Source organism: Gluconobacter sp. P5E10 (assembly GCF_018812145.1).
Taxonomy (GTDB): domain Bacteria; phylum Pseudomonadota; class Alphaproteobacteria; order Acetobacterales; family Acetobacteraceae; genus Gluconobacter; species Gluconobacter cerinus.
Genome location: NZ_JACRVZ010000003.1, coordinates 459,636 through 481,149, shown reverse-complemented (window position 1 = coordinate 481,149; position 21,514 = coordinate 459,636). Strand labels below are relative to the sequence as shown.

21 protein-coding genes and 1 tRNA gene are annotated in these 21,514 nt (G+C 55.1%); 16 read left to right on the top strand and 6 right to left on the bottom strand.

Annotation, left to right across the window (positions count from 1 at the left end):
• Positions 1–57 precede the first annotated feature (57 nt).
• The 4 genes from KP707_RS08770 (at position 58) to KP707_RS08755 (ending at position 6,845) form a co-directional block, all read left to right on the top strand.
• Positions 58–906 carry an FkbM family methyltransferase gene (locus KP707_RS08770; protein ID WP_215751693.1) on the top strand — a complete coding sequence of 283 codons (849 nt, stop codon included), beginning with the start codon at positions 58–60 and terminating at the stop codon, positions 904–906.
• 284 nt (positions 907–1,190) lie between these two features.
• Positions 1,191–3,596 (top strand): ATP-dependent endonuclease, encoded by a 2,406-nt coding sequence (locus KP707_RS08765; RefSeq protein ID WP_306792305.1) that lies wholly within the window; start codon positions 1,191–1,193, stop codon positions 3,594–3,596.
• A complete protein-coding gene (locus KP707_RS08760; RefSeq protein WP_373687792.1) occupies positions 3,589–5,523 on the top strand; it encodes a UvrD-helicase domain-containing protein in 1,935 nt (644 codons plus the stop codon). The genes KP707_RS08765 and KP707_RS08760 overlap by 8 nt, the downstream gene beginning before the upstream one ends.
• A 440-nt stretch (positions 5,524–5,963) precedes the next feature.
• Positions 5,964–6,845 (top strand): hypothetical protein, encoded by an 882-nt coding sequence (locus tag KP707_RS08755; RefSeq protein ID WP_211508881.1) that lies wholly within the window; start codon positions 5,964–5,966, stop codon positions 6,843–6,845.
• 176 nt (positions 6,846–7,021) lie between these two features.
• Here the strand turns inward: KP707_RS08755 and KP707_RS08750 are convergent, their stop codons facing one another.
• The 3 genes from KP707_RS08750 to KP707_RS08740 form a co-directional block, all read right to left on the bottom strand.
• A complete protein-coding gene (locus KP707_RS08750) occupies positions 7,022–8,011 on the bottom strand; it encodes a hypothetical protein (protein ID WP_211508880.1) in 990 nt (329 codons plus the stop codon).
• A gap of 265 nt (positions 8,012–8,276) precedes the next feature.
• The gene (locus KP707_RS08745) at positions 8,277–8,708 is read right to left on the bottom strand and encodes an isoprenylcysteine carboxylmethyltransferase family protein (RefSeq protein WP_211508879.1); all 432 of its coding nucleotides are present in this window, start codon (positions 8,706–8,708) and stop codon (positions 8,277–8,279) included.
• 439 nt (positions 8,709–9,147) lie between these two features.
• Complete coding sequence (locus KP707_RS08740) at positions 9,148–9,549, bottom strand: helix-turn-helix domain-containing protein (RefSeq protein WP_198942065.1); 402 nt, start codon at positions 9,547–9,549, stop codon at positions 9,148–9,150.
• 100 nt (positions 9,550–9,649) lie between these two features.
• Between KP707_RS08740 and KP707_RS08735 the strand changes: the two genes are divergently transcribed.
• Genes KP707_RS08735 through KP707_RS08725 form a run of 3 tightly spaced genes read left to right on the top strand, consistent with a single transcriptional unit; the run spans position 9,650 to position 12,288 of the window.
• Positions 9,650–10,669: a zinc-binding alcohol dehydrogenase family protein gene (locus KP707_RS08735; protein WP_215751690.1), complete on the top strand. Its 1,020-nt coding sequence runs from the start codon at positions 9,650–9,652 to the stop codon at positions 10,667–10,669.
• A gap of 52 nt (positions 10,670–10,721) precedes the next feature.
• Positions 10,722–11,156, top strand: coding sequence for a cupin domain-containing protein (locus tag KP707_RS08730; protein ID WP_215751689.1), 435 nt, complete (start codon positions 10,722–10,724; stop codon positions 11,154–11,156).
• A 13-nt stretch (positions 11,157–11,169) separates the two neighbouring features.
• The gene (locus KP707_RS08725; RefSeq protein WP_252348844.1) at positions 11,170–12,288 is read left to right on the top strand and encodes a major royal jelly family protein; all 1,119 of its coding nucleotides are present in this window, start codon (positions 11,170–11,172) and stop codon (positions 12,286–12,288) included.
• A gap of 85 nt (positions 12,289–12,373) precedes the next feature.
• On the opposite strand, the gene KP707_RS16780 is transcribed toward KP707_RS08725, so the two are convergent.
• The 3 genes from KP707_RS16780 to KP707_RS08710 all read right to left on the bottom strand — a co-directional run bounded on the left by KP707_RS16780 (position 12,374) and on the right by KP707_RS08710 (position 13,870).
• Positions 12,374–13,066 carry a hypothetical protein gene (locus tag KP707_RS16780; protein ID WP_252348843.1) on the bottom strand — a complete coding sequence of 231 codons (693 nt, stop codon included), beginning with the start codon at positions 13,064–13,066 and terminating at the stop codon, positions 12,374–12,376.
• A gap of 45 nt (positions 13,067–13,111) precedes the next feature.
• Positions 13,112–13,351, bottom strand: a complete 240-nt coding sequence (locus KP707_RS08715) for an AlpA family transcriptional regulator (protein WP_215751688.1) — start codon at positions 13,349–13,351, stop codon at positions 13,112–13,114.
• Positions 13,352–13,780: 429 nt separating this feature from the next.
• Positions 13,781–13,870 (bottom strand) — tRNA-Ser (locus KP707_RS08710).
• A gap of 226 nt (positions 13,871–14,096) precedes the next feature.
• On the opposite strand from KP707_RS08710, the gene KP707_RS08705 reads away from it, so the two are divergent.
• The 9 genes from KP707_RS08705 (at position 14,097) to leuB (ending at position 21,426) form a co-directional block, all read left to right on the top strand.
• Positions 14,097–14,618, top strand: a complete 522-nt coding sequence (locus KP707_RS08705) for a Spy/CpxP family protein refolding chaperone (protein ID WP_215751687.1) — start codon at positions 14,097–14,099, stop codon at positions 14,616–14,618.
• A 129-nt stretch (positions 14,619–14,747) separates the two neighbouring features.
• Positions 14,748–16,163, top strand: a complete 1,416-nt coding sequence (gene ffh / locus KP707_RS08700) for a signal recognition particle protein (RefSeq protein ID WP_064273075.1) — start codon at positions 14,748–14,750, stop codon at positions 16,161–16,163.
• Between the two features lie 40 nt (positions 16,164–16,203).
• Positions 16,204–16,554, top strand: a complete 351-nt coding sequence (gene rpsP, locus KP707_RS08695; protein ID WP_099212690.1) for a 30S ribosomal protein S16 — start codon at positions 16,204–16,206, stop codon at positions 16,552–16,554.
• 31 nt (positions 16,555–16,585) lie between these two features.
• On the top strand, positions 16,586–17,128 hold the full coding sequence (rimM, locus tag KP707_RS08690; RefSeq protein ID WP_086633643.1) for a ribosome maturation factor RimM: 543 nt from the start codon (positions 16,586–16,588) through the stop codon (positions 17,126–17,128).
• Positions 17,125–17,829: a tRNA (guanosine(37)-N1)-methyltransferase TrmD gene (gene trmD / locus KP707_RS08685; RefSeq protein WP_046901338.1), complete on the top strand. Its 705-nt coding sequence runs from the start codon at positions 17,125–17,127 to the stop codon at positions 17,827–17,829. Before rimM ends, trmD begins: the two co-directional genes overlap by 4 nt.
• 24 nt (positions 17,830–17,853) lie before the next feature.
• Positions 17,854–18,246 (top strand): 50S ribosomal protein L19, encoded by a 393-nt coding sequence (gene rplS / locus KP707_RS08680; protein WP_010504000.1) that lies wholly within the window; start codon positions 17,854–17,856, stop codon positions 18,244–18,246.
• 20 nt (positions 18,247–18,266) lie between these two features.
• Positions 18,267–19,694, top strand: coding sequence for a 3-isopropylmalate dehydratase large subunit (gene leuC, locus KP707_RS08675; protein ID WP_211502815.1), 1,428 nt, complete (start codon positions 18,267–18,269; stop codon positions 19,692–19,694).
• Complete coding sequence (gene leuD, locus KP707_RS08670; RefSeq protein ID WP_064273079.1) at positions 19,694–20,320, top strand: 3-isopropylmalate dehydratase small subunit; 627 nt, start codon at positions 19,694–19,696, stop codon at positions 20,318–20,320. Before leuC ends, leuD begins: the two co-directional genes overlap by 1 nt.
• Positions 20,317–21,426, top strand: a complete 1,110-nt coding sequence (gene leuB, locus KP707_RS08665) for a 3-isopropylmalate dehydrogenase (protein WP_086633647.1) — start codon at positions 20,317–20,319, stop codon at positions 21,424–21,426. The genes leuD and leuB overlap by 4 nt, the downstream gene beginning before the upstream one ends.
• Positions 21,427–21,514 lie beyond the last annotated feature (88 nt).

Here is a 21,514-nt window from a genome sequence, read left to right as displayed (position 1 = left end):
CCTGCCGCCGACTTCGTCGAAGCCCCGTTGTTCCCTTCCATACGGTCATCATCTTTTATGTCAGAACACTCAGACCCGTCTTCTGAGCACATTGTGCTGGACGGACACTGTCCTGCACGTGTGCTTCCCTTTGGCACCTATCCGCTGACGGACGTGCAGAAGACGATCCGGAAGGTCTTCTTCAACACGCCCTTGGGGTACAGTCGTTTGCGTCGGCCGTTCATTGAACGGTTCAAACGCGACTGCTGCGCAGATCCTGTTGATGCGACCCTGTTCGGGTTGAAGGTGCGGTTTTATCCGCAGGACAACCAGACGGACGCAAAATCGGCGGTGTGTGGCGCGTGCTACAATCATCGTGAGCTGAAATGGCTGCGGCGCCATCTGCCGAAAGGCGGCACGTTTGTGGATGTCGGTGCGAATATGGGGTTCTTTTCCCTGTATGCCGCCCAGCGGGAAGCCCGTGTCATCGCCATCGAGCCGAACCCGGTGCTGTTCGAGCGCCTGACAACCAATCTGAGGCTGAACGGGATGCAGGCCGATCTCTTCCGTGTGGCCGTGGGCGATCAGGACGGCTCTTGTCAGCTTGTGCAGGTGAACGGGGATTTTGGCGGCGGTCGGATCGGTGCGGGACACGGTGCTGCGGTGCGGATACGTCCGCTTGTAGATATTCTGCAGGCCTGCGATGTGACGGCCGTGCATGTTCTGAAGATCGACATCGAAGGTTATGAAGACCGAGCGCTGCTACCGTTTTTTCGCGAGGCCCCTGCGACGCTATGGCCCGATCATCTCATCATGGAAGACACCGAGCATGGCCGGTGGGCCCAGGACGTCTTTCCGGTGCTGCGGCGCTGTGGGTATGAACGCCGCTCCCGCAGCCGGGGGAATATCCTGCTCTCCAGGTTTTGAGGGGATCTGGTGAGGAGAAGCTTGTCAGCTAAGGGGGGTAGACGGAATGTCGGCTATCGGGAAGCAACAGCCGAATACAGACATAGCCTGCGCCCATGTTCATGACGCCTACTGACCGAGTTGCGTCGTTCGCTGGTCGCGCTTTTAACAACAGCTTCTGCCGCTACCTGTCGCTCGATTGGTGTTACGCCGCCTGGCAGCACTCGCTCCAAAAGTAACCGTCCAATTGGCTACAAGCGGATCGGAGAATCTACAGTCTTCTTCGAGGCTCGCACTACATCCGAATGAGTACGATCAGCGGATCAACGATGCGCTGTAGTCGTAACTCGCAGAAAGTCGGTACGGAACTTAAATATCGAATCAGTGCGTATTTCAGATTTCCATGCGGGATACCAACCGGTAGTCTCTCCCTACGAGGGGGCACTATGCACTTACATTCCTACCGGCTTCGGAATTTTCGGCGGCTTCGTGACGTGCATGTTGAACTTGCGTCCGACATCTCTATTTTCGTCGGGGCCAACAACAGCGGGAAAACATCTGCCACGCAGGCGATGCAAATGTTCCTTTCCGGCGGTAAGGACAGCTTCTCGCTATACGATTTCAGTTCGCACGTTTGGCCGGTTCTGGACGAAATTGGCGAGCGCGTGGGCGAGATTTCGGACAACGATGTGCCAAGCGTCTCGCTCGACCTTTGGTTCGAAGTAGGGGCCGACGATCTCTACCTCGTTATCCCTATTCTGCCTTCGACCGCGTGGGCCGGAACGCTTGTTGGCGTCCGCATCGAACTCGCGCCGAAGAGCGTTCCGGAATTAATACAGCGTTATCGTTCCGCGCGTGACGATGGCCGCGCAAAAGCGGCAGCGCTAGACAACGGCCCTGGCGATTACGTGCCTTGGCCGAAATCGCTTTCCGACTATCTGCTGCAAGAACTGAAGCGCGAATACGAGCTGCGCTATTTCGTTCTTGATCACATGCAATTCGACGCGGCGTTCCAAGCCGTGGCGGGGTACGAACCCTTACCGCTCGGCAACGATCCGGGGGGTGCTGCAGTGCTAAAGTCCCTAATCAAGGTCGATTTCTTGAACGCTCAGCGGCATCTTGCAGACCCGTCCACAGCCCCCGGGGGTGGCCGCTCAGAAGATTTGTCGAAACGGCTGAGCCGCTTCTATCAACGCAATCTCGATCAACGTCAGGACGATCATCAGGCACTCAAAGCGCTCTTCGATTCTGAAGTGGGTCTCAACAAGCATCTCGCCGAAGTTTTCAAAGACACGTTGGAGCGGTTGGGGCGGTTAGGCTATCCCGGTCTCAACAACCCGCGCCTCGAAATTAAGTCGGCCCTCAACCCCGCATCCATCATGACTCAGGATGCGCGCGTTCACTACATCGTCGGTGGGGGCGCGCAGCCCATCACGCTGCCCGACACCTACAATGGGCTCGGCTTCAAAAATCTGATCTATATGGTAGTCGAGGTGCTCGACCTTCAGGAGCGCTGGAAAGCCGAGGAGGAGAAGCGAGCGCCGCTGCATCTCATTCTCATTGAAGAGCCCGAAGCGCATCTCCACGCGCAATTGCAGCAGGTGTTCATCCGCAACATTCTTGAGTTGTTGGACATACCGGATGAGGCGGGTGGCTCATTTACGAGCCAAGCCGTCATTACGACGCATTCCCCGCACATCCTGTACGAACGGGGTTTCAAACCCATTCGCTACTTCCGGCGTGATCTTATCGGGACCGACCAGATTACGGAGGTGCTGAACCTCTCCGCCTTTTACGCGCAGGAAACCGAGCATCGCGACTTCTTGCAACGGTATCTGAAACTCACCCATTGCGACTTGTTTTTCTCCGATGCCGCTGTGCTCGTGGAGGGCAACGTCGAACGACTGCTCCTTCCGAGTATGATCGAAAAGGCAGCGAAATCGCTGCGATCCTCCTGCATCTGCATTCTGGAAGTTGGCGGAGCATTCGGCCACAAATTCAAGTCGCTGATCGAATTCCTTGGGATTGTCACGTTGATAATCACCGACGTGGACAGCGTTTCCTTGCTGCCCGCCGATCACGCGGGCGACGATGAGGACGATGACGAGCTTGAGGTCGAAGTTGAAGCGCCAACGGCCGAGGCAGCCAACGAATTCGATGAATTGCTGGGAGGCGCTGCCCGCGCGCCAGCCCCGCGGTACGGGAAGAAGTGCCTGCCGAGCGTGTCGGGGGCGGTGTCGTCCAATCAAACTCTCGTGAAATGGCTTCCGGCGAAGCAGACTATCGCCGAGCTTTTTGCCGCCCCGGATCACGAAAAGGAAACGCCGCAGGAGGGAAAGACCCGTGTTCGCGTGACCTATCAAACGCCCGTTCCCGTCGCATGGAACGGTCAAAACGCAGAGCTTGCCGGTCGGACTTTGGAGGAAGCCTTCGGGCTTGAGAACGCCGCATGGTGCCAAAGCGTCGATCAGAGAAAATTGGGCCTTCGCCTGCGAAGCGCGGTAGCGGACCCCGCGGCGCTGGCGACGGGATTGCACAAGCGTGTCAGTGGCGCGAAGTTCGACAAAACGAAGTTTGCACTTGGTGTGCTTACCGCGCCACCGGAACAGTGGGAGGTGCCGGCTTACATCAGCGATGGCCTCACATGGCTCAAGGCTCAGGTCGATCTTGAAACTGAAGCCGAGCTTGACGGGGCGATGCTCGGTGAGTAATCGCGCCCAACAACCCGACACGCAGGCTGATTTGGATCTTCGGGATTGCCTTCAGGCGCAGCCGCCGACCAGCTTCAACATGGTGGCGGGAGCGGGCTCCGGAAAAACCACCTCACTGATTAAAGGCCTGGCTTCAATACTCGCGATCCACGGCGAGCGCCTTCGCCTTCGCAGGCAGCGTGTGGCGTGCATCACCTACACAGAGATTGCGGCGGGAGAGATTTGGGCAGACGTAGGAAATAATCCACTCATCCACGTTTCCACAATCCACAGTTTCTCATGGTCGATCGCGCGCGGTTTTCAGCGGGACATTGCGGCTTGGGTGGCGAACAGGATTGAGGAGCGGATCGGCGAATTGCAGCAAGCAGCCGCCGGTTTCGGGCCGCGCGTTCAGCAGAAAACGAGGGACAAAAACGCCCGCGATATTGTGCGTTATCAGCAGCAAAGTGAAGCCATCACAACGGTCGGCAGCTTCACTTACGGAACCGGTAGCGATTACGCCAAAGGTATCCTGGGCCACGACGATATTATCAAAATGTCGTCGCAGTTGATGATCCGTCGCCCGTTGTTTCGTACGCTCGTGGCTCAGCAATTCCCGTTCGTATTCGTGGACGAGAGCCAAGATACCTTCCCGGTCATCGTGGAAGCGCTGATGGCAGTTCAAAAGCAAGAACAGGCGCGTTTCTGCTTGGGCTTTTTCGGCGATCCCATGCAGCGCATCTATCCCACCGGCATCGGTACTATTCCTAAACCGGACGATTGGCGAGCAATTCCGAAGCCTGAAAACTTCCGATCACCCTCTGCGGTGTTGGCCCTCGCAAACGCCATCCGCCGCGGTGGCGACGATCTGGTTCAGGTGGGGGGGCGGAAGCAGAAAGATGGCGAGCAGGAGGTGCCGGTCATCGGCACTGCTCGCTTGTTCGTGCTTCCAGCAGACGACCATCGCGACGAGCGTGTAGCGCAGGTTCGGACTTGGATTGCTCATGCGAATAGGGATGAACTATGGCAGTCCGACGCAAACAACGATCCCGTCAAAATGCTGGTGGTCGTGCATCGCATGGCAGCCAAGCGGCTGGGCTTCGGAGACCTTTATGCGGCGTTGAATGACAGAGCGCCGGAGGCTTTCAAGAACGGCTTTCTGGACGCGACTGCTTGGCCGTTGCGGCCTTTGATTTCGTTTCTCCTCCCCATTGCGGAAGCTGTCCGTGATGGCCGGGACTTCGATGCGATGCGGTTACTTCGGACTCACTCGCCGCTTCTGGCAAAGGACAACCTGAAAGGGGTAAATGTCGCCCAGAGGCTCAATGAACTCCGCGAGGTGAGCAATCAACTGGCGGAGTTGATGGGGCCCCAGTCGCAGGCGACCATTCGCGACGTGTTGGCGCTTGCCAAACAACATCGGCTTTTCGCTTTTGATCCAAGGCTCGCCGCCTACCTCGAAGACATGGAAGCCGATGCAGCCGACGAGGATCGGCCCGAAGACGAGGAAGGGGAAAAAGAGGAAGACCCTTCGAATGAGATCAACGCCATGGCTGCGTTTCTCGCCTGCCCGGCCAATCAGCTCCGACCCTACCAAGTATACGTCAATGAAGAGTCGCCTTTCTCTACGCAGCAAGGCGTGAAAGGCGCGGAGTTTGATCGCGTACTCGTCGTGCTCGACGACGACGAGGGAACCCACTTTCAGTTTTCTTATGAAAAATACTTGGGACTGAAAGAGCTTTCGACCCGTGACAAAAAAAACCTGAAGGAAGGGGTAGAAACCGGCGTCGAGCGGACAAGACGTCTCTTCTACGTTTGTTGCACACGCGCTCGACAGGATCTGGTGGTCGTTCTCTTCGTGCCTGACCCCACCGCCGCGATAGCACATATTCGCGGCCTCGGGCTTTTTCCGGAAGCAGACATCTTAGCCCAGAATGCTCTCGCCTAAGGCTAGCATTGAACGTCTGATTCTGACAAAACTGCTGTTGCGCAGGCCGTGCGCGATCGGCGGAAATGACCCAAACGTGGTCTATCGCGGGTCGCATGGCAATGTCGGYTTTAGGGCAACCGCCATTACTACTTCGACGTCCGATATGGGGCGTAAGCGGACCTACTGCTTACGCCTCCATCTCAGACATACAGGCGCTTGACACGGCTTCCCGAGAACTGACACTCGCATGCTTATCTCAATCGGTTGGGTTGGAGACAGCCGCGACCTTCCGATTCTGTTGATGATCATCCATGAAGCCGATGTCAACGACGCTAGCCTTAATGCCTCCTGTCTTCCATAGTCCGTTCAGGCCGATCAGAGTTGGTCGATATTTCGTTAGCGGCCAAACCAAGCTTGTTGTCCTAGAACAGACGCGGTTCGCAATTGAAAGGACCAACATGTCAACGAATGAATCAACTACCGCTGATCAAAGGTTTGACCTTAACCAATTGCGACCTTACCTCGGGGACAAGATCGTCGACACGATGCATGCGATCAATGCAATCTCCGGTTACGAAATGCCCCCCAGACTACGATCACCATTTGTCGATTTTAGAACTTGGCTCAATACAAAGCCATATTTTATCGAGCAATGGCGCTTGTCTAAGAGCGACGAAATTAAAAAATATGGACGCTTTTCGAATGGCGTCGAATATTGTGAACGGGCCATGGCAGAGTGCTATTATAGGCTAGACTTGATCCGGGACATGGATACTCGCTTACGCAAAGAACTCGCGGAAAGAAATATTTCAAGTCAGATCCTTCCTGGATCGACAATGTGCATAGGAAATACGGCGAAAATCGATTTCGAGTATAGATCGTTCGTCCTGTCGTACCGAAGGGCGCTCGATTATCTATCCTATGGCTTGTCGACATATTTCAATGAATCTCAGGATTCGTTCAATCGGTTTGCGAAGAATATCCTGAAGTCCCATCCGACTGCCGTATCAGCGGTCCTGGCCCCTATTCTGAAAAGATATATGCTCCATTTCTCCTTCGTCATTGGTGATGAGAAGGGCCGTTCCACTCGCGATATAATTGCTCACAAAGTTGCGCTGGATGCCGGATCGATCAACATCAGAAATAATGGGTTTGTGTTGTTTGGTGGTGGCGAAAATCTCGGGATCAACACGGAACGCGGTGATGATTTTCTCAACCCGCCGACTTTGCCTGATGTTCTTGAAACTAGAATGGTGAATTTACAAGGGTGTGTCTCTGATCTTTTGGTAGGCCTCCGGGAGGCGATTACCGATTACGAAAAATCCCGAGGATGGCGCTAGGAAAGACCTTTCACAATGAACTACGCTACGTCTACAGAGACCATTTGATTTAAGCCCAACAGCCACTGACGGTTCGATGAACGCAACCGACTGATCTGAATGACTGCTCTTCTTATCTCACCACCAGACAGCCGACATTCTGCTCTCCCCCCTTAACAGGCATCTATTTGATATTTCTATTTTTTAGATGGGGAAAGCCAAAGCGCCTCGCGTGCATAGTCAATTGTTATCTTAAGTTTCCCGTAAATGTTTGCCCCCGCTGCGCCTACGACGGTCTGCCCCATCCACATGCTCATTCCTTTCGGCCCAAAATTCTTGTCCGGCCGTTCGGTAAACCAGACTGGTCCGACGCGCACTTTCCCGAAATACACTTCAGGCACCATGATGATACGTGTATCCGGTATGAGATGATCCCCTTGCTCAACGACTTGCCATTCTGGATGATGGAAATGCCACCGGTTGAAAATACTCTTAGTGATATAAGACGTCACACCCTCTCCGTTGACTGTCTCGATTTGCTGCGCAGCCAGCCCCGCGGGGGTAGGGAACGCTGTTGCACCAGTATCAAGTAACAAATGAACTGGTGCTCCATCGATCGTTAGATTTACCCCAGGAAAGTCACTCTCTCGCTTTCCCTGCGCGTTATGAGGGAAAATTAAAGGGATTTGTTCCGCACCAGCAGCAGGACGCCAATCGTCGGGCTCCATCTTCAGTTGGTGGACGGGGTAATCAAATGTCACGATGAAACGCGCAAGATAGCCGGCCCCGAGCATGCCATCAAAAGTATCGTCTCCAACCTTGTTATCAACGCTCATGGCATCCGCCATACAGGGCCGTGTGGTTGTAACCGGAGCTAGACCGGCATCCGGAAGAAAAGACACCGAGCGAACAACATCAATGCTGAAATTGTCTAATTTACACTTGGTAAGTGTTGCGTTGAGACGGCTCACTGCGCTTTTTTTGAGCACGTATAGCCCACCAAACCCGGCCCCTCCCGTATCCACAAGCAGGCGGATTTTCTGACCATTTAATGCCGTCGGGGTGGCGTAAAAATGCCCCGCCTCGAACACGGTCGGTATAATTCTCTCGTTGGCGGCCGCTTGCGATGTCGCAACAATCGCAAAGCCCGCAGGGATGCAGAAGGCTTTGAGGAATAATCGGCTCATGAGGGTAATTGTTCCGTCTGTATGTCTTTACAATCGAACCGGATTCGAGACTAAAATGCAAGCACAATTCCTTTTGAAGAAAAGGATTTTTACTTGGGCGCGCCGTGGGTTAACTGTATATTTAACCGATTTAATGGCACTAAAGACAAACTATTATTCACTAAGAAACCACTGCGTAGCCAAGGGCATCTGCACGGTTCATGCCAGTTATTGATACCAGGCTGAGGTCAGATAGCAGACGATCCGAAATCCCCAACTTTGGACATCAGTAAACCCACGGAACCAGACGCCAGGTCTGTGAGCGGTAATCCACCCACTGTGATCCGAACGCCTTCGAAAGAACCCGCTCCTCAACACGAATACGATGCAGGAACATGAGTAGAGGTGGAATGGTCATAAGAAACAAAGCCGAGGCATTTCCAAGCAAAATACCAATCCCTGCCAGCGTCATCAGTGCTCCGGTATAGGATGGGTTACGCACGAAACGATAAGGCCCTTTGCGCATCAGAACCTGGTCTTGTGACAATGCGACATCGACCGTAAACCACTGACCCAGACGATGGATTGCATACCAACGCAAAATAAGACCTAGCGAGGCTAGTAGCGCACCAGCAGGAAGCAGGCTGAACGGGAGAGGGAAACTTTCTAACGGAGGGAGCTTCAGAGTTTGAAATGCCAGATATATCGAGACTGGCAATACAATCCAAAAAGCTGACAATGTGTTTCTGTCAGAGATAACTCCTGTCTTTTTGGCTCTTCTCTTCAGGAGAAGGAATATTTCACCAATAGTAAAAACAATACAAAAAGACAACGCGACATTTAACATAGTTTATCTTTCTATAATGCGCTCGATGAATATAATTAATAATAACATATAATAGGAAACAAATTTTCGAAATGAACATTTGTCATTTAATAGGATGACAAATGTCATATAGTTATGAAGGTTTTTATTAACAATCATTAAGAGATGACTGAACGAGAAGATGATGCTGTAGATCGTCTAACTCTTGTTTGTGGCAGGAGTAAACTGCGCTGATATTGGCGGAGATGTCCGCTTCCAAGCGTACGTGCCGAGAAGCCGACATTCCGGATACCCCCCCAATTCCGCCATTAGCCAAATAACTGCTCAGCAATCATTCAGTCCCCTTTGCGGCAGGCGAGAGTATGCCATCCTGATCTGCACAGGCCTCAGGACCGTGCCTGAATTCTGTGTGCTCGTCGCCCCAGGCCTTGAGAGCCATGATGACGGGTTCAAGGGTTCGGCCACGTGGGGTCAGGCTGTACTCCACCTTTGGCGGAACTTCCGGATAAACCGTCCGTAACACGAACCCGTCACGCTCCAGCTCGCGAAGCTGGGTTGTCAGCATTCTCTGTGTGATGTTGGGCAGGCGCTTTCGGATGGCGTTGAAGCGTAAGGTCCCCTGAAGCAGGTGATAGAGGATCACGCCTTTCCATTTTCCGTCGATGAGCTGAAGCGTTGCTTCAACAGCGCAGCCGGGGCTGCAATCGAGCGACTGATGGCGGATGCGGGTCATAACGGTATCATTTCCGACACTATGGGCGTTAAAAGTGCGTTCTTGTCTGAAAACAGCATAGTGCTCACTCTTCTCCTCATTCAACAGAGGATCAGACATCATGCGGGCTATCGGTTATCAGACGCCGCTTCCCATCGAAAATCCGGCGTCTCTTCAGGATATTGATCTACCGAAACCTGTTCCTTCGGGTCGGGATCTTCTGGTGGAGATCAGGGCCGTGTCGGTCAATCCGGTTGATACCAAAGTCCGTCGCAGCGCGACACCGGAGGCGGGTCAGTGGCGCGTTCTGGGCTGGGATGCCGCAGGCGTTGTTGTAGGAACCGGACCGGACGTCACGGATTTTTCTGTCGGCGACGAGGTCTTTTATGCGGGCGCAATTAATCGCCCGGGGACCAACGCGGAGTTTCATCTGGTCGATGAGCGGATTGTCGGTCGCAAACCCCGCTCCCTGAACTGGGCCGAAGCCGCGGCCTTACCGCTGACAGCAATCACCGCCTGGGAGATGCTTTTCGATCGCCTGGACGTTCGTCGGCCTGTCCCGGGAACGACGCCGTCCCTATTGATCATCGGGGGCGCAGGCGGGGTCAGTTCCATGGTGATCCAGCTGGCCAAGGTTCTGACTGATATCACGGTCATTGCTACGGCGTCGCGCCCCGAAACGCAGGACTGGGTCACATCTCTCGGGGCAGATTACGTGATCGATCACAGCAAGCCTCTGGCGGAACAGGTTGCTGGCCTTCCTACGGGCGCTCCCGGTTTTGTCTTTTCGACGACGCAGACGGATCGCCACTTGGCAGAGATCGTCGAACTTCTTGCCCCTCAGGGACATTTCGGCCTGATTGATGATCCGGCTGAACTCAATGTCGTACCGCTCAAGCGCAAAAGCCTGTCCCTGCATTGGGAACTGATGTTCACCCGCTCACTGTTCGGGACGGCAGATATTAGCGCCCAGGGAAAGCTTCTGAACGACGTGTCGCGGCTCGTAGAGGAAGGACGTCTTCGGACGACGCTCGGCAAAAATCTTGGCGCGATCACCGCCGCCAATCTGCGAGAGGCTCACGCCCTGATCGAGAGTGGTCAGGCCAAAGGCAAAATCGTGCTCGCAGGTTTCCCGGCCTGAACTGAGAGAGCCATGACGAAAACAGCCAAAGCAGTTGAGAGGAGCAGACCTCATGAATGACGAAGAACATCTGATGACCCTGAACCGGACGGGAGGGCGCTTCGATCTGAATAAAATTGCCGCTGCGTTCCCTGAAACGGCGGACACGATGCTGCTGGACACCTATCTGACCGACAAGCCGGAAGCCAGTATCCGGGTCTTCCGGATCTATCGGGATGTGCCGCCGCATTATCATACCCAGTGCGATGAAGTGCTTCATGTCCTGTCCGGGACAGGCACATTCTGGATTGGTGACCCCAAGGAGGAGGCCCCGTTTGCCCCCGGCCATCTTCTGGTGTTCCCCCGTCGGGCCGTGCATGCCGTACCCCGCATTCTGAGCCATCCCGTTGTTTTTCTGGCTATCGACACGCCGCGACGGGCCCCGGATGACGTGGTGTTCGTGGATCCTGCCGATGGTACGCCGTCCGGCTTTATTGCCGGGATCTGAAGGCATGGGAGTCATGAAACAGCGTCCACGGCAGGCTTTCCCAAAAAGAGGCCTTCGCAGGATCGCCATTGCCGTTTTCACGGGATTCGTTGCAGTCTGCGCGCATTCCGCCCCGTTGCGTGCCCAGACCATCAGGATTGAGGCGACCACTACGGCCATGGACTGGAACGCCGTAGCCCTTGCTGGCGGTCATGTGTTTGTCTCAGGCCCTCGCTGGACCGGGTTTTCCGGACCGGCCGTGGGTCTTCTGACGAAAAGCAAAGAGATAGAGCCGTTTCCGAATGCTGACTGGAATGGCTGGAAACCCGGACGGAATGCGACGCATCGGTTTGTCAGCGTCAACGCCCTCCATGTCGCTCCTGACGGCACGCTCTGGGTTGTTGATACTGGAACTCCGTCTTTTGGAGGTCCACCCGTACTTGGAGGAGCCAAACTGGTCCGTATTGATCCGGCGACAGGTCATGTGCTGCGGATCTATCCTCTGGGTCCAGAGATCGCGCAGGCAGGCAGTTATATCGACGATATCCGTTTCAACGGAAGGCATGCCTATCTTACGGATGCGGGCAAGGCCGCGCTGATCGTTCTTGATGTCGAAACAGGTCATACACGTCGTGTTCTGGACAACGATGTTTCCACACGCGCACGGACAGATCGACCGATTGTCATGGATGGACACGTCGTGGAGAAGGGTCTGCATCAGCCACTTCTGGTGAATGTCGATCCGCTTGAAGTGAGTCCGGACGGGAAATGGCTGTATTTCGGACCGCTTGAAGGGCCGTGGTCTCAAGTCCCGACAGTGTTGCTTGATGATCCCGATGTGTCATCAACCGATCTGTCTGCAGCTGTAAAACCTTGGGCAGATTTACCTCCAATCGGAGGAAGCGCCATGGATGCTGCAGGAAATCTCTATTTCACCAATCTGAAGGATAATGGCGTCTATCGGAGAGACGTTTCCGGAAAGATCACGAAACTAATCTCGGATTCACGTCTGCACTGGGCTGATGCGCCTTGCCTTGCTCCGAATGGCCGTCTCTGGCTGCCAGTCGCGCAACTGGATCGTCTTCCGATGTTCCATCAGGGACATTCCCGCAGTCACCAACCATTTTTGCTGGTATCTATCGATCTTCGATGACCATCAAACGCTATGATAATCGCCTGCGGGATGTTTTCTCTCGTGCAAAGGTACTCGCGAAGTCGCTGTGTTTTGGCGGACATCGTCACCTGTAATACCATCGAAGTTTGCCGGGATCTTTTGTCGGAAAGTCAGGGGGAGCAATCCATCGGCGTGTCTGGGCGGTACGATGCCGTCGCCATCCAAGATATGTCAAAGCACGGGCAAGAATAAGCTGCTCGTCAGATCGTATCGGCCTTTTATAAAACAGGACTTGCTCCGCGATAACGTTCAGCGGCAGCCCTCCAGGCGGGGACTGATCATGGACCTGGATCATCCTGCCAGAAGTCAGCTGCGGCAGGAGATCTTTAATCGTCAGTCTATCTGACCAATGCGAAGCACGGGCAAACAAAAGCTCCATGATTTCATCTATCGTTGGCTGTGCAACCGTAGATTTGTTTTTCAGAAAAAGAAATGTATTGAGGATTTCAAAAAGCTTAGTGTCTGAAAAATTACCGTTTATCATTTTGAATAGAGACCACCCTTCAGAAATCTCCAAAGGAGATGCCCAGAACAAGTTATGTAAGTCGTTTACGGTAGTTGGTGGCGAAAATAAATTATCGGGATTATCTACTTTGTAGCAATTAGTCTTGTAATAGGGATCAATCTCTCGAGTAACATCACAAAGGATCCAGAAAACAATATCCTGATAGACGCATTTCATTTCCAGGGAGTCCCAAGGGCTGTCCCAAGCAAAGTCAATCTCAGCGACGTCAAACATAGCGCTAGCTTTCATCATGGAAAGGAAAGATCCGCAGATATCCTGCGTTGATGAAATCAGCAGCTACGACCAGTCGTTGCTCAGTGTCGGCATCGCGGAAAAAGCGCTGCCGTCACGACGGACGAGCCTTTCGACATCGCGCAGTCGAAACAGAGTCCGCCTTGTACCGATTTTCAATCGTTCGAGCTCGCCCGCTGCGACATATCTGTCGATTGTCGAGAGGGACACGCGTAGTCGCTCGGAAGCTTCCCGACGCGTTATAAAGATGTCGTCAGAGCGACGAAGGGGGAAAACAGAACTCATGATACGCCTTTCCAACCAGCCCCTCACGGGACCAACGATGATACTAGTTTCGTTTGGTTTTTTCGGCGTTCAGTGTTCTACAGGGTCTCTGCTTGAAGCAGTGGCAGAGAGCCCTCTGGGCTTGCTAGAAGTTTTTCGTACTGTAGTGTCAGCTAACTCAAGAACGTTAGCCGAACACGGACGACGATTTCAAGAAATTTCTGAGCGTTTTTTTTCGTGGGTCGCTGTTTCAGTCGCGCCTTCAGATCATCTAGATGTCTCTGGAGAAAGCAGGACATCAGTTAGCAGGTCACATCGGGAAGTTTATAAACGACGCATATCGCGTCCGAGCGCCGCGCGATGACGCATTTTTTAAGATGGGTCTCAAGGTGGGATGAATTTCGACAAATCAAATAACTCTATAAAAAATATGGAAATTTTTGATTTATCTGGCGGAGAGGGTGGGATTCGAACCCACGGTACGCTTCCACGCACGGCGGTTTTCAAGACCGCTGCCTTAAACCACTCGGCCACCTCTCCTGACCCCGACCGTAAAATCGGGAGTCGTGTCCTGCGTGCAGGACGTGGGCGGCTACATGCGATGAGATGGCGCTCACGTCAAGCCTCCTTCTTTGTTACATACCTTGGAGGGGTTTACTCTTCGAAACAGGACATGGGGCGTTTTGTAACGAAAAAACTGTCATCTTGAAGGGAATGGGGCGGGAACGCTTTTTCGCCTCTCATCACCATCAAGGATATAGCATCCATGACGGCATTTCGTCTTTCTGTTCTCCTTCCGGCTCTAGCTTCCGTTGGGCTGCTGGCCGGTTCCGCTCTGGCACACGCCCATCCGGGTGCGCCTGGACCGCAGCCTGATGGCACGCATGGCAGGCCGGGTCCTGGGGGCATGCTTCCGCCTTTCCCGCCGGGGATAACTCTGACTGAGGCCCAGAAGGCTCAGGTCCATAAGATTTTCAGCCAAGGCCATGAGGAGATGAAGGCTCGGCATGAAAAGCTGAAGGCTCTTCGGGACAAGATCCGCACGGCGCTTTCTGTGGAGGGTGATCTGGATCGTACGCTCCTTGCTGATCTGACCAAGCAGGAATCCGACCTGCATGTACAGGAAGCGCAGGCTCGACTGGAGACGCAGGAGAAGCTTCATGATATCCTGACGCCTGAGCAGCGCCGCCAAGCGAACGCGACCATGGAGAAAATTCGTTCGCTCCATGATCAGTTGGACGCCATTATGGGCCATCCGCCCGAAGACGGGCCGCCGCCTGCACCCTGATTTCTAAGGTTGAGGCGCTCTATTGCTTGACGTCCGCGTCGCGAAGCGATAGAGCGAACCTGTTTCCGGACACGCCACATCGCGAAGGCTCGCGCAGTGGCGTGTTTCTGCTTGCTATAAGGTGGCCCGTTGTTCGATCAACTCTCAGGTAAGATGTCCGGTGTCCTCGAAGGGCTTTCCAAAAATGGAAAGCTCTCGGAGGCTGATGTCACCGAGGCCATGCGTGAAGTTCGTCTCGCGATGCTGGAGGCGGACGTCGCGCTGCCTGTCGTGCGGGACTTCGTCAATAAGGTGCGTGAGCGTGCAGTTGGTCATGAAGTGCTGGAAAGCGTTTCTCCTGGCCAGGCTGTCGCCAAAATCGTTAACGATGCCCTGATTGACGCGCTCGGCGGCGCCGGTGTTGCTCCTCTGAATCTCTCAGCCGTGCCGCCAGTTCCATTACTGATGGTTGGTCTGCAGGGTTCGGGAAAGACCACGACGTCGGGTAAGATCGCCCTGCGTCTCTCTTCCCGTGAGCGCAAGAAGATTCTTCTGGCGAGCCTGGATGTGCAGCGTCCAGCAGCGCAGCTCCAGCTTCAGCAGCTTGCTGAGCGCGTCAACGCGATTACAGGGCTGGTAAAGTCTCTGCCAATCGTAGCGGGGCAGTCGCCGGTAGATATCGCGAAGCGTGCGCTGGAAACAGCCCGTCGCGAAGGCTACGATATCGTCATTCTCGATACCGCTGGCCGACTGTCTATCGACGAAGCTCTGATGGACGAGGTTCGCGAGATCCGTTCTGTCACGAACCCGGCAGAAACGCTGTTGGTCGTGGACGCGATGACGGGGCAGGATGCGGTCAATACAGCCAAGTCCTTCAATGAAGCCGTCGGTATTACCGGCGTCGTCATGAGTCGAATGGATGGTGACGCCCGTGGCGGTGCCGCACTGTCCATGAAGGCCATTACGGGCGCACCGATCAAGCTGACGGGTTCTGGCGAAAAGCTGGAAGCGCTCGAAGAATTCCATCCGGAACGTGTGGCTGGCCGCATTCTGGGGTTGGGTGACGTTGCTGGCCTCGTGGAACGCGCAGCGGAAACGCTCGACCACGAAGAAGGCGAGCGCGTAGCCAAAAAGATGCTCGCCGGTAAGTTTGATCTGGATGACTACGTGTCCCAGATCAACCAGATCAACCGTATGGGGTCGATCTCGGGCATTCTCGGCATGCTTCCTGGTATGGGCAAGATCAAGGATATGCTGGGTGACAAGGAGATCGACACATCGATCTTCAAACGTCACAAGGCCATCATTTCTTCGATGACCAAGCAGGAGCGCAAAACGCCGGGAATCATCAAGGCATCTCGTAAAAAACGGATCGCCTCAGGTTCTGGAACGACGGTTCAGGAAGTGAACCGTTTGCTCAAGCAGTTTGACGACATGTCCACAATGATGAAGCGCATCAGCAAAATGGGCCTTGGTGGCCTGATGCGCGGAATGGGTGGGGCAGGTGGTCTGGCCGACATGATGAAGGGAATGGGCAAGCCCGGTGGGCGCCCGCCTTTCGTCTGATCAGCATCAAGTTTTCAAGTTTGTCTTTCAGGAGTTTTTCATGAGCCTCAAGATTCGTCTTTCACGCGCTGGTGCCAAGAAGCGTCCGTACTACCACATCGTCGTTGCAGACAGCCGCAGCCCGCGCGATGGCCGTTTCATCGAAAAGGTTGGCGCATACAACCCGATGCTGCCGTCCGACCATGCTGATCGTATCCGCCTTGACGGCGAGCGCATCCAGCATTGGCTGTCCAACGGCGCGCAGGCAACCGACCGCGTTGCACGTTTCCTCGGTAACGCTGGTCTGGCTCCGAAGCCTGCTTACAGCGAGCAGCCGAAGAAGTCCGCTCCGAAGGCCAAGGCTCAGGCTCGCGCTGCAGAAGCAGCCGCTGCTGCAGCTGCCGCAGCCTGATCTACTGCTGACGTTTCAGGACGCTTGATCCGTGCCACCCTTTAAACCTGACAGTGATGTCCTGATCGCGACCATCGGTCGTCCGCATGGCGTACGCGGTCTGGTTCATCTTCATGCAGCTACTGATGATCCGGCTTCTGTCGAGATGTTCGGTGCGCTGCATGATGAGCGTGGGGTTGTATGGACAGCAAGCTGGGTTTCTCCGGGAGTGGCTGCTCTGACAGACGCTCAGGGGAACACTCTGCCAGACCGCACAGCTGCCGAACGACTGGTTAACCGTCGTTTGTATGTTGCGCGTGAACTTCTGCCGGCCGTCGAGGAAGACGAGTTCTATCATGCCGACCTGATCGGCATGACTGCAGTTTCCGAAGATGGCGAAGTGCTTGGAACCGTCTCCATAGTTCATGACTATGGTGCGGGTGTCAGCATCGAGATTGATCGAGGTCTGATTGTTCCATTCACGCTGGCCTGTGTGCCGCATGTCGATCTCGCGCACCGTCGCGTCACCGTCGTGCCGCCAGTTGAAGTCGAGGTCGAAGGTGATCTCGATGGAGAGGTACAGGTCCGGGCATGAGTTGGCGCGCTGACATCCTGACCCTGTTTCCGGACATGTTTCCGGGGCCGCTTGGATTTTCCTTGGCGGGCAGGGCGCTCGAACGTGGCATCTGGTCCTGTGAAGCGCATGATCTGCGCGCTCACGGACAGGGCCGCCATCGTGCGGTGGATGATACGCCATTTGGTGGTGGAGCCGGCATGGTGATGCGGGCGGATGTCTTGGATACGGCTCTCTCGGCGCTTCCCGCGCTGGATGGTCGACCCGTCATCTACCCGACACCCCGCGGACGTCGTCTCTCGCATGAAGATGCAGAGCGGTTTGTGGCTGGCCCAGGTGTTGTCGTCCTCTGCGGGCGTTTTGAAGGGGTAGACGAGCGCGTACTGGAAAAGCACGACATCGAACAGTTCAGTATGGGCGATGTCGTACTGTCAGGCGGAGAAATTCCTGCTCTGACTCTTCTGGATGCGTGTGTACGGCTGCTTCCCGGAGTTATGGGGTCTGAGATCAGCGGACAGGACGAGAGTTTTGCCGAAGGTCTGCTAGAATACCCGCAATATACCAAGCCGGCAGTCTGGGATGGGCGCGAAGTGCCTGAAATCCTTCTGTCCGGTCATCACGGCGCCATTGCCCGCTGGCGTCATGAACAGTCAATCGCAGTCACGAAGGCGCGTCGCCCCGATCTCTGGGATGCGTACCTGGCGCGACAGCAGGTTCATTGAATTTTTGTTTCCAGGAGTTTGGTCATGAACATTATCCAGCAGTACGAGGCGCGCGAAATCGAGCGTCTTTCCGCGGCTCGCGCCGTTCCGGAATTCATCGCAGGTGACACGGTTCGCGTTGGCGTCCGCGTTGTTGAAGGTACGCGTGAGCGCGTGCAGAACTTCGAAGGCGTTGTCATTGCCCGTTCCAACAAGGGCCTGAACAGCAACTTCACGGTTCGCAAGATTTCCAACGGTGAAGGCGTGGAGCGTGTATTCCCGCTGTACGCTCCGTCCCTCGCCAGCATCGAAGTGGTGCGTCGTGGTAAGGTGCGTCGCGCAAAGCTATACTACCTGCGTGGCCGTTCGGGTAAGTCTGCACGTATTGCAGAGCGCCCGCGCGATCTGCCGAAGGCTGGCGAAAAAGCCGCTTCCTAAGTCAAGGTTGGAGTATAAGGATGCCCGTTTCTTCTTCGCCCAGAACACTGTTTGACAAGATCTGGGCCGATCACGTTGTTGACCGCCTCGAAGACGGGACGTGCATCCTATACATCGACCGTCACCTCGTTCATGAGGTGACAAGCCCGCAGGCTTTTGAAGGTCTGCGGATGGCCGGACGTCGCCTGCGCCGTCCGGACGCAACAGTCGCCGTGGTGGACCACAACGTCCCCACGTCCGACCGTTCCCGGCCGATTGAAGAGCCGGAAAGCCGCCTCCAGATCGAAACGCTGGAGAAGAATGTCGCTGAGTTCGGCGTTCCCTATTTCCCGCTGCGTTCCGCGTCTCAGGGCATCGTTCACGTTGTCGGGCCAGAGCAGGGCATTTCCCTGCCAGGCATGACGATCGTTTGCGGTGACAGTCATACCTCGACGCACGGCGCCCTCGGCGCCCTTGCATTTGGTATTGGCACCTCCGAAGTCGAACACGTCATGGCGACCCAGACGCTGCTCCAGAAGCCCGCAAAGAACATGCGTGTTTCTGTTGAGGGCAAAGTGGGTCCGGGCGTGACAGCCAAGGACATCATGCTGGCCATTATCGGCAAGATCGGTACGGCAGGCGGCACCGGGCATGTGATTGAATTTGCCGGCTCTGCAATCCGCGATCTGGACATGGCAGGGCGCATGACGCTCTGCAATATGTCCATTGAGGGCGGTGCAAAGGCTGGTCTGGTCGCACCCGACGAAACGACTTTCGCATACGTAAATGGCCGTCCGTTTGCGCCGAAGGGTGAAGCGTTCGAGCAGGCCTGTGCTTACTGGCGTACGCTGGCATCGGATGAAGGCGCCCATTTCGACACGGAAGTGACGTTGAAGGCCGAAGACATTGTGCCTTCCATCACATGGGGTAACAGCCCGCAGGACGTTCTGCCGATTGATGGCATCGTGCCGTCCCCATCAGATTTCAAAGACCCGGCTCAGGCTGCGCAGGTTCAGCGCGCTCTTGATTACATGGGCCTCACGGCTGGCCAGAAGATTGCCGGAACGCCAGTAGATGTCGTGTTCATCGGCTCCTGCACCAACAGCCGTCTGGAAGATTTGCGTGCTGCTGCTGAAGTTGTGCGCGGGCGTCATGTTGCAGCAACGGTTCGTGCCATGATCGTTCCAGGCTCAGGCCTTGTGAAGGCTGCTGCCGAAGCCGAAGGGCTGGACAAGATTTTCCTTGATGCCGGTTTTGAATGGCGTGAGGCAGGCTGCTCGATGTGTCTGGGAATGAACCCGGATCGTCTAACGCCGGGACAGCGTTGCGCTTCTACGTCCAATCGTAACTTTGAGGGTCGTCAGGGGCCGGGCGGCAGAACGCATCTGTGTTCACCATCCATGGCTGCCGCGGCGGCTGTCATGGGCAAGCTATGTGATGTGCGTGAGCTGATGAAGGAAACCGTCTGATGGACAAGTTCACGGAACTGACCGCCATTGCGGCTCCGATGCCGAACGAAAACATCGATACCGATCAGATCATTCCGGCACGCTTCCTGAAGACCATCCAGCGCACGGGTCTTGGCAAGAACGCCTTTGCCGCGCAGCGCTACGACGAGAATGGCAACGAGAACCCGGACTTTGTGCTGAACAAAGAGCCGTATCGTCAGGCTGAAATCCTCATCACCTATGACAATCTCGGTTGCGGCTCGTCTCGTGAGCATGCGCCGTGGGCTCTGCTGGATTTCGGCATCCGTTGTGTCATCGCGCCGAGCTTTGCCGATATTTTTTTCAATAACTGTTTCAAGAACGGTATCCTGCCGATCCGTTTGCCACGGGAAATCTGTGACGAACTGATGGGTGATGCACGCCAGGGTTCGAATTCCCGTCTGACGGTCGATCTGGAAAAGCAGATCATCATTCGCCCCGACGGGAATGTTGTGCCGTTTGAAGTTGATCCCTTCCGCCGTCACATGCTGCTCGAAGGTCTGGACGATATTGGCCAGACGCTGGCGCATGATGCGGAAATCAGCAGCTTTGAACATCAGGCCAGCCGTGCATGGGTGCCGTCAATCAGCATGGGAACTGCAAAATGAGTGAAGCCCACAAGCTTCTTGTTCTTGCCGGTGATGGTATCGGCCCGGAAGTCATGCGTGAAGTTGCACGGATTGTGCATTGGCTGGACGCAAACCGTGGCCTGAAGCTGGACATCACGGAAGAGCTCGTTGGCGCGGCTTCCCTTGCAGTTCATGGTGTTCCTATCCGTGATGAGGTTATCGACCTTGCCCGGAAGTCTGATGCGGTTCTGTTTGGCTCGGTTGGTGATCCGGCCTGGGGCCATGTCGGGTTCGACAAGCGCCCTGAAGTAGCCATTCTGAAGCTGCGCAAGGAGCTTGAGCTTTTCGCAAACCTTCGTCCGGCCCAGCTTTTTGATGCGCTGATCGATGCATCTGCCCTGAAGCCGGAAGTGGTTCGCGGTCTGGATATCATGATCGTCCGTGAGACGGTTGGTGGTATCTATTTCGGTGAGCCGCGTGGCATTGAGACGCTTCCGGATGGTTCCCGTCGTGGAATCAACACGGAAGTTTACACGACGTCTGAGATCGAGCGTGTTGCCCGCGTTGCTTTCGAGATGGCCCGTCAGCGCGGCAATCGCGTCTGTTCCGTCGAGAAGTGCAATGTGATGGAAAGTGGCCTCCTGTGGAAGGAAGTCGTCACTGATCTGCACAAGCGCGAATATCAGGATGTGGAATTGTCCCACATGCTGGCCGATAACTGCGCTATGCAGCTCGTTCGTAACCCGAACCAGTTTGATGTGATCGTTACGGGCAACCTGTTCGGCGATATTCTGTCCGATCTGGCGTCGATGCTCACGGGTTCTCTGGGTATGCTTCCGTCTGCAACGCTCGGTATCGTGCGTGAAGATGGCAAGCGCAATGCGCTGTATGAGCCGATTCATGGCAGCGCGCCGGATATCGCTGGCAAAGGCATTGCAAACCCGCTGGCGCAGATCCTGTCTTTCGCGATGCTGCTGCGTTACTCGCTCAACCGGGCTGAAGATGCGGAACTGATTGAAAAGGCAGTGTCCAACGTGCTGGCAAGCGGCCTGCGCACCGCTGACATCATGTCTCCAGGCATGGCTCGCGTTGGTACGGATATGATGGGACAGGCTGTTCTGCGTGAAATGGAAAAGCTGGCCTGATTTTATCTTAAATTGTTTCTGCTTAAGGGCCGGGTAGTTCCATAAAGGAGCTGTCCGGCTTTTTTTGTGCATAAAAAACGTGTCAGTC